General features: G+C 46.9%; 9 protein-coding genes and 1 pseudogene. 5 read left to right on the top strand and 5 right to left on the bottom strand.

What is annotated here, in order from left to right; all coding sequences use genetic code 11:
* From RMO84_RS16085 to dapB, 3 genes and pseudogenes are all read right to left on the bottom strand, one after another.
* Window positions 1-217, bottom strand: a pseudogene (locus RMO84_RS16085) (hypothetical protein); the annotation flags it as partial.
* A gap of 113 nt (window positions 218-330) precedes the next feature.
* Window positions 331-981 carry a phosphate ABC transporter permease gene (locus RMO84_RS16080; RefSeq protein WP_310489448.1) on the bottom strand — a complete coding sequence of 217 codons (651 nt, stop codon included), beginning with the start codon at window positions 979-981 and terminating at the stop codon, window positions 331-333.
* Window positions 982-1082: 101 nt separating this feature from the next.
* Window positions 1083-1910, bottom strand: a complete 828-nt coding sequence (gene dapB / locus RMO84_RS16075; protein ID WP_310489447.1) for a 4-hydroxy-tetrahydrodipicolinate reductase — start codon at window positions 1908-1910, stop codon at window positions 1083-1085.
* Between the two features lie 264 nt (window positions 1911-2174).
* On the opposite strand from dapB, the gene RMO84_RS16070 reads away from it, so the two are divergent.
* Entirely contained in the window at window positions 2175-2477 is a 303-nt protein-coding gene (locus RMO84_RS16070) for a FeoA family protein (protein ID WP_310489446.1), read from the top strand.
* Between the two features lie 207 nt (window positions 2478-2684).
* Complete coding sequence (feoB, locus tag RMO84_RS16065) at window positions 2685-4475, top strand: ferrous iron transport protein B (RefSeq protein WP_396135879.1); 1791 nt, start codon at window positions 2685-2687, stop codon at window positions 4473-4475.
* Between the two features lie 94 nt (window positions 4476-4569).
* On the opposite strand, the gene RMO84_RS16060 is transcribed toward feoB, so the two are convergent.
* A complete protein-coding gene (locus RMO84_RS16060; RefSeq protein ID WP_310489444.1) occupies window positions 4570-4806 on the bottom strand; it encodes a hypothetical protein in 237 nt (78 codons plus the stop codon).
* A 167-nt stretch (window positions 4807-4973) separates the two neighbouring features.
* On the opposite strand from RMO84_RS16060, the gene RMO84_RS16055 reads away from it, so the two are divergent.
* On the top strand, window positions 4974-5411 hold the full coding sequence (locus RMO84_RS16055; RefSeq protein WP_310489443.1) for an Npun_F0494 family protein: 438 nt from the start codon (window positions 4974-4976) through the stop codon (window positions 5409-5411).
* A 15-nt stretch (window positions 5412-5426) separates the two neighbouring features.
* On the opposite strand, the gene RMO84_RS16050 is transcribed toward RMO84_RS16055, so the two are convergent.
* Complete coding sequence (locus RMO84_RS16050) at window positions 5427-5831, bottom strand: thioesterase family protein (RefSeq protein ID WP_310489442.1); 405 nt, start codon at window positions 5829-5831, stop codon at window positions 5427-5429.
* Between the two features lie 205 nt (window positions 5832-6036).
* On the opposite strand from RMO84_RS16050, the gene RMO84_RS16045 reads away from it, so the two are divergent.
* Together RMO84_RS16045 and RMO84_RS16040 are read left to right on the top strand one after the other, a co-directional pair.
* The gene (locus RMO84_RS16045; RefSeq protein ID WP_310489441.1) at window positions 6037-7044 is read left to right on the top strand and encodes a sodium-dependent bicarbonate transport family permease; all 1008 of its coding nucleotides are present in this window, start codon (window positions 6037-6039) and stop codon (window positions 7042-7044) included.
* Window positions 7045-7046: 2 nt separating this feature from the next.
* Window positions 7047-7334 (top strand): P-II family nitrogen regulator, encoded by a 288-nt coding sequence (locus tag RMO84_RS16040; RefSeq protein ID WP_310489440.1) that lies wholly within the window; start codon window positions 7047-7049, stop codon window positions 7332-7334.
* Window positions 7335-7454: the final 120 nt, after the last annotated feature.

Genomic DNA, 7454 nt, shown 5'->3' with positions numbered 1-7454 from the left:
CCGCCTTCGCCGCCCGTCCAAACTTCGCCAAAAAGCTCGGCATCGGTTCTTTTGCCAAGCTCTCGATCGATTCTTTCTGCTTACTCAACGCGCCCCCTGGCTCCAACTCCTCACCAGATTTATAGGTAGCATTTCCCGATCGACGCAATTCTTGTAACTGTCGATCGATCTCCGCCGACAATTCGTCAATCTCTGCTGGTGAAAAAATCTCATTCATGATTTATAAATAGGTGCGAAAATTTACAGCCCCAAACTATTGAGATCGGCTGTCTCAATTTTCTTTATTTTGCCCTAAAAAAACAGCGATCGTTTCTACAATCGCTCGATCGACTAATAATCCTCGTCCAGACGTTGACTAGTGGCAATAAACGCATCTCTGCGCAAGCAAGGATAATCGCTCAACCACAGATTGAGATCTGGGATATAGACATCAGAAACTTTGGCAAAAGAACTCAGATCGGGACGATAGGACATCACTACCATCTCGACAATTTGGCCGCGCGAAATACCCTTATAAGCCTTCTTTAAGGGCACCGAAACTTCCGTGCTGAATCCCGTCTCGTCGCCGACCTCTAGATGCAATCTGGTTTCGATATCTTCGATAATGACTAAATTCCCTTTCTTATCGACAGTTTCACGTTCGCCGATGAGATCGTCGGTGACATAGAGATCCAAAACCTCACCACGCCAAAAGCCACTGTAGGGAAATTGCCGAAATTGCCAATTGCGCCGACTGGCTAACACGATCGGTTCCCACCACCAGTATAAGCCAGCAATTACCATCGGTACTGGAGCTTGCCACTCAACATCATCGGGGGATAAAAACCGTAAAAATGCGTAAGTTAAGGACACAGCCGCGATCGAAATAATCATCCGCCGCAGAAAGTCCGACCATTTTCCCCAGCAATATTTGTACTGTACCCCCATCGCCAGGATCGGTACTAATTCTTCAAATTTGCTACGGGTGATGGGAACTAGCATGATGATGAGAGACGGGGAGATGGGGGGACTAGGCGACGGGGGGACTGATTGGTTGAGTTGTAGTTCTCAGCGATCGACGATCGATTATTAACTGTTCACTATCAAAGAATTTTCTCTAAGCCATATACTAGCGATTTTAGTCCCAAAATCTTACGAATGGCGAGGAGGACTCCAGGCATATAGCACGATCGATTGGTGGTATCGTGGCGGAGTAAGTAGATTTCACCAGGTGCGCCGAAGATGATTTCTTGGTGGGCGATATAGCCTGGAAGTCTGACGCTATGAATGCGGATATTTTCATCGGCGGTAGCACCTCTCGCGCCAGCAATTTTTTCGGATTCGGTAACGCTGGGCGGGTTGAAAGTTTTACCAAGTTCGCCTAACAGTTGGGCGGTTTGAATGGCGGTACCGCTGGGGGCGTCGGCTTTTTGATTGTGGTGGAGTTCGATAATTTCGACGTGCTCGAAAAATTTGGCGGCTTGAATGGCTGCTTGTTGCATCAATACTACCCCGATCGAGAAATTGGGGATAATTAGGCAGCCAGTACTCGCTTTGTCAGCAAATTCGGTTAGTTGCTGAATCTGGGTGGTACTCAATCCGGTGGTACCGACGACCGGACGCACGCCATAGGCGATCGCCGAGCGGACGTTTTCATAGATACTGTCAGGATGGGTAAAATCGACCATCACGGCGGCTTGTTTTTCTTGGGATGCCATCGCCAGGATTGCTTGAAGATCGTTCATCACGGGGATCTCTAATGCACCACAGCCAGCAATTTCGCCGATGTCTTCGCCCTGGATCTTGGGGTTACGATCGATCGCACCTAGCAATACCAAGTCGGGGGCGTTAGCGACGGCTTTGATGACTTCTAGTCCCATTTTCCCCGCCGCACCATTGACTACGACCGGGATTGGCGATTGGTTACTCATGAGCGATGTTTCTCCTTGGCTGACAATTCCACATTGCTTATTATGACATCGAAAGACTTGTGGTTTGGTCGTCAGGATCGTGTACGGAGCGGTGCCAAAACTTTCTTGTTGACATTCTTTCTCATAAGAAGTTAGTATTGACTAAGTTCTAAGTACGCTACTTGCTAGCTTTGACACTAGTAAGTGAGCCGATTGCCGAGCCACGCGATCGATCGAGATTCAGCCAAGCCAGAGGTTAGAGCGATCGCTTGACGATCGAACTGAATGGCCGGAATGTACCGATTGCCTAATTTTCAGATCCAGACGCAAGTAATTATCGTAAAGGAAGATCGAATGTCGTTGGCCGAATTAAGTGCGCTCCCACTGGGAACCACAGCATCCATACTGGGAATAAGTACGGAAACTGCGTTGGAGCATAGATTACAAGCGTTAGGATTTCGGGTGGGTAAGCAGATATCAGTAATTCGCAAGGCTTGGTTGGGCGGCCCATTACACGTGCGGATTGGGACGACTGAGGTAATTATGCGGCGATGTGATGCGAGGTCGATTCAAGTACGGCCTAATTAGGCTTTAGGTTTTAGGTTTTAGGCTGTAGCGCAATTGCACTAGAAAAGGGTTTCTTGAATACCAATGCTCCCTAATTACCGACAAAGATCGATGGGCCGCGAGTGTTGGTATATTGGCAAGAGCTAAACAAAAATGACAAATTCAGTTAACTGTAATAAGTGCAACTCCGACGGTAGTCCACTGCTGGATATTGCTACCACCGAAGGTTTGAAGCAAATAGCTGTGCTGGGGATGCCCAATACTGGTAAGTCTACTTTCTTCAATCGCCTGACTGGAGCCAATGCTAGTACGGGGAATTGGCCGGGAATTACTGTGGATCTGCTGGTAGCCAAAATTAAGATCGGGCAGCAGGATACTCAGGTGGTGGATCTGCCAGGAATTTACGACTTGCGGGGCTTTTCGGAAGATGAAGAGGTGGTGCGGCGATTTCTAGAGCACAATCCCGTTCACTTAATTATAATTATTCTCAATTCTACGCAGCTCGATCGCCAAATTAGTCTGGCATTGCAAATCGAGCAGATCGGTTTGCCAGCTTTGTTGCTGCTGAACATGGCGGATGAGGCTCCCAAATTTGGAGTGCATGTCGATCCTGAGGCGATCTCACGGCACTTACAGATGCCAGTGTTGCAGATGAGTGCTAAATATGGGCAGGGTTACGCTCAGGTGCGTAGTCTGATTGCCGAGCGATTGAATCTACAATCAGAGCCGCTATTAGCAGGTAAAATCGATGTCAATTTAGGTTCCGATACCCAGTTTGCTGCCAAGATGGGAGCTTTGCTCCAAGATGGTTTTCAGGTGTCACCAGTGCGAGATACGCTGACGACTAAACTCGATCGAGTATTGCTGCATCCCGTGTTTGGCTTGCCGATTTTCTTTGGTTTGATGTATCTGATGTTTCAGGTGGTGTATACCATCGGCAAGCCATTACAAGATTGGTTGAACACTGGGGTTGAATGGTTTAAGACTACTGCTGTCGAACCATTATTAGGCTTTTTACCGCCGTTTCCCCACGATCTGCTCATCGATGGATTATATGGCGGGATGGCGACGGTAGCCGCCTTTATTCCCGTCATTTGGATCTTTTTTATCTGCATGGCGATCGTCGAAGATAGTGGTTACTTATCACGCTCGGCTTATTTAATGGATGCTTTCATGGAGCGGTTGGGCTTGGATGGTCGATCGTTCGTGATGTCGTTGATGGGCTTTGGCTGCAATGTGCCAGCAATTATGGGGTTGCGGGTGATGCGATCGCCTGCCCTGCGGTTGCTATCGATGTTGGTGATTCCCTTTTCCCTATGTTCGGCACGGCTGAATGTATTCATCTTCATGACAACGGCGTTATTTAGTACCCGCGTTGCGCCGCTGGTTTTATTTAGTCTCTATTTATTTAGCTTTGGGGCAGCCATTCTGACGGCTTTTATTTTCAAAGGTAAGTATCCCAATCAAGAGCCATTGATTTTGGAATTACCACCCTATCGCTTTCCCACCATTCGGCAAATGCTGCTGCGTGCTTGGTCGGAAACTAAACATTTCCTGCGATTTTCTTGGCGATTTATCATCTTTGGCGTAGTGGCCATCTGGCTGTGCAACAATCTCCCTGCTAATGTCGAACCGGCCAGCGCGGGGACAATTTCGGGACAGATCGGGCAGGCACTTCAACCGATCTTAGGCCCGATCGGGATTAATCCTAAACTCTCGGTAGCCTTAATTTTTGGATTTATTGCTAAAGAGATCGTGCTGGGAGGACTAGCGGTAATTTATGCCACCAAACAGGATGCAGGATTAGCCAGCACGATCGCACGCGACATTGACTGGGTTCAGGCGTATAGCTTTATGTTATTTACGCTGTTGTACGTGCCCTGTCTCTCGACGGTGGCTGTAATTAAAGCCGAGTCCAAAAGTGTTAAATTCGCGCTGCTAGGCGTATTCTGGTCGCTAGCACTGGCTTGGATCGCGAGCTTTATCTTCTATCAAGGTGCTAGAGCTTTAGGGTTTTAGGAATAGGGTCGATCCGGATCTACGATCCTAGGCTGTAAATTGTCATCAAAAAAAGCTGGAGCGATTCTTAAATCGCTCCAGCTTTTTTAACGATTTAACTACTCAGATTGCGAGATCCGGTAGATGGCAATTGCTTGCGCAGACAACTTTCGAGCAAGCGAACTTGATATATTTGTCTAAATACAGTGGGATTGAGAATAAGTTTATGCTTGGGATGAAAGATCGGCTGACTCAAAAATGCCGACCAGGGAAAAGGGACTTTAGGTAATTCGCCGCTAGACACGATCGTGATGTGGGTGAAGTGGACTTGGTTAGAGAGAACTTCCGGCACATAGAGTGAGCCTGAAAGAAAACTTTGGCGATAGTAAATTTAATCTCAACTGTGATATCGATCGCTGCCGAAAATCTCACCACTACCTCTCAATTAATTTCCCATATTTACTCAATCGATCGCATCCGCCATTTATCTGGGCGCGATCGAGCCAAACGTTACAATAGATGTACTCATCTTTATTTAATGTGGCGATCGTGGTTGCTTATCCTAGTTCCAGCAAAGTTATTTCCTATCCAGCCAAAACGATCGAGCGCGCCGACATCGCCCTCCGATGTGCGCCGTTCGAGCTAAATCTGTTTGCCAAAATGCGCTGGGAAAGTGTCTCCGTGCCCAAATTGGCTGGGGATCTGGGCGTAAAATCTGGCTATACCCGCTATCCGCTCTCCGAGTTGAGCGTTGAAACGGCAACTAATTGGTTGATTCAAGTCGGGATGTTGCGGCGGGAAGTAGACGGGCAAGGTTTGACTGATAGTTTTCGGCTGACGCCACTGGGTTTGGCCTTAATCGAAAAATGGGAAGCCAATGGTGGCACCATCCCCTCCGCCAATTTACCCGATCGCCTGCGGAATTTAAGCGCGCGATGGTTGCGGTTGCCCTTTTAGATCGCAGATACATGGCTAGAGTCGATCGCGTAATGCCGCTGGAATCCGGACGGGGCGGCGAGTCTTCAGATCGATAAATATAGTCGTTTGGGTGGCGGAAGCGATCGTGTTGTGGCCATCAACAATTTCTGCGGCTAACCGACACCGAACGTTTTCTAATTCGACCATCCACATTTTACCAATCGGTCGATCGTGAATCGTTAATTGGCGTTGATACTTAATTTCCGTCTGAACGAGCACTGGTGCGATCCCTGTCAAAATCAAATCTGGCAGTGCCAGGTAGTGTTGTGCCAACATCTGGATGCGCAAATCTTCCAACCAGCGGATATAAACAATATTGCTGACAATTCCAGCAAAGTCGATGTCATAAGTCCGAATTGGCAGTTCTAGCTCGACGAACATCAGTTGAGACGATGACATATTAGTAATGTTTGAGGGTTGAAAGTGGCAGATTAGCCCCGACTTATCGTAGCAGTTCCTACAGCTTGCCGAGAATCTCGATTCTCGTTCCGAGAGGCTCCGCCAACGGCTAAATCGATTGATGTTGAATCATTTAGATAATTGCTGACTTGTCACCACCCGCTGGATAATAAACAGACATCGATCGGTAAATTTTGGAGAGCCAATGGATAGCAGTTTAATTCTATCTAATATCTTAAATCCGCCAGTACTATTCTTTTTCTTGGGAATGCTGGCAGTTTTTGTTCAGTCTGATTTAGAAATTCCCAATCCATTACCCAAGCTATTTTCGCTTTATCTATTAGTGGCGATCGGCTTTAAAGGCGGTCATGAATTGCATGAGAGTGGTTTGAGTCCATTAATTATTAGTACCTTGCTCGCGGCGGTATTTATGGCCTCGATCGTCCCTGTTTATGCCTTCTTTATCTTGCGGATTAGATTGGATAATTTTAATGCGGCGGCCATTGCGGCGACTTATGGTTCGATTAGTGCGGTGACGTTTATTACTGCCAGTTCCCTACTCGACAAGCTACAGATTTCCTATGGGGGTCATATGGTTGCCGCGCTAGCATTGATGGAGTCACCCGCGATCGTTGTTGGCTTGATTTTAGTACGCGTCTTTACGCCCAAGCAGGCACAACTTCCTGATGGCGAGAAAGCCGATGCTGATGATGGAGAAACTTCTTGGGGTGAAGTTCTGCGTGAGGCTTTTTTGAATGGTTCGGTATTGTTACTAATTGGCAGTCTGATTACGGGCGTACTGACTGGAGGTGATGGCTGGACGAAGGTGCATCTGTTTGTCGAAAAAGATCTCTTTTATGGTGCGCTAATGTTTTTCTTGCTAGATATGGGGCTAGTCGCAGCGCGCCGAATTCAAGATCTCCGCAAAACCGGCATGTTTCTAATTGTTTTCGCCATTTTAATGCCGGTCGCCAATGCGTTACTGGGCATTTTTCTCGCTAAAGCAATTGGCATGGGTGTCGGCAATGCTTTGTTATTTGCCGTATTGTGCGCTAGTGCGTCCTATATTGCCGTGCCAGCAGCCATGCGCATGACAGTTCCCGAAGCGAATCCTAGTTTGTATGTATCGATGGCTTTAGCCATCACTTTTCCATTTAATATCATCGTTGGTATTCCGATTTATTTACAAACTATTAAGTTACTGGGAGTTTAAATATGCTTCAGGCTGTCAAAAAAGTCGAAATTATTGTCAGTTATTTAGAAGTACCTGCCGTATTAAAGATTCTTAAAAAGAACTTAATTCAAGGTTATACTGTCATTAATAATGTTTCTGGAAGTGGCGAGCACGGCTATTCTGGTGACGATCTGATCACCAATAGTTATATTATGATTATTTGCACCGATTTAGAAATGGCTGAAAAGCTTTCCAACGCGATGCAGCCACTCCTCAAAAAACTCGGTGGAATTTTTATTATTACCGATGCTCAGTGGATCGCACACTAATCATTTCAAAGATCCTTACGAATAGAGGCACCGATGGATCGATCGGTGCCTCTATTCGTAAGGATTTAACATCACTAAATCACCGATCTAAATTAGCTAGCGCGATCGGTTCCGACTGTT

This window comes from Chamaesiphon sp. VAR_69_metabat_338 (assembly GCF_031423935.1).
Lineage (GTDB): Bacteria > Cyanobacteriota > Cyanobacteriia > Cyanobacteriales > Chamaesiphonaceae > Chamaesiphon.
This window is presented reverse-complemented; position numbering and strand designations above follow the sequence as displayed.

Excerpts from the sequence above, each read along its gene's own strand:
- RMO84_RS16070 (WP_310489446.1), top strand. The coding sequence starts at position 2,175 with ATGGCCGGAATGTACCGATTGCCTAATTTTCAGATCCAGACGCAAGTA.
- RMO84_RS16050 (WP_310489442.1), bottom strand. The coding sequence starts at position 5,831 with ATGTCATCGTCTCAACTGATGTTCGTCGAGCTAGAACTGCCAATTCGG.
- dapB (WP_310489447.1), bottom strand. The coding sequence starts at position 1,910 with ATGAGTAACCAATCGCCAATCCCGGTCGTAGTCAATGGTGCGGCGGGG.
- RMO84_RS16080 (WP_310489448.1), bottom strand. The coding sequence starts at position 981 with ATGCTAGTTCCCATCACCCGTAGCAAATTTGAAGAATTAGTACCGATC.
- RMO84_RS16045 (WP_310489441.1), top strand. The coding sequence starts at position 6,037 with ATGGATAGCAGTTTAATTCTATCTAATATCTTAAATCCGCCAGTACTA.
- RMO84_RS16040 (WP_310489440.1), top strand. The coding sequence starts at position 7,047 with ATGCTTCAGGCTGTCAAAAAAGTCGAAATTATTGTCAGTTATTTAGAA.
- RMO84_RS16055 (WP_310489443.1), top strand. The coding sequence starts at position 4,974 with ATGTACTCATCTTTATTTAATGTGGCGATCGTGGTTGCTTATCCTAGT.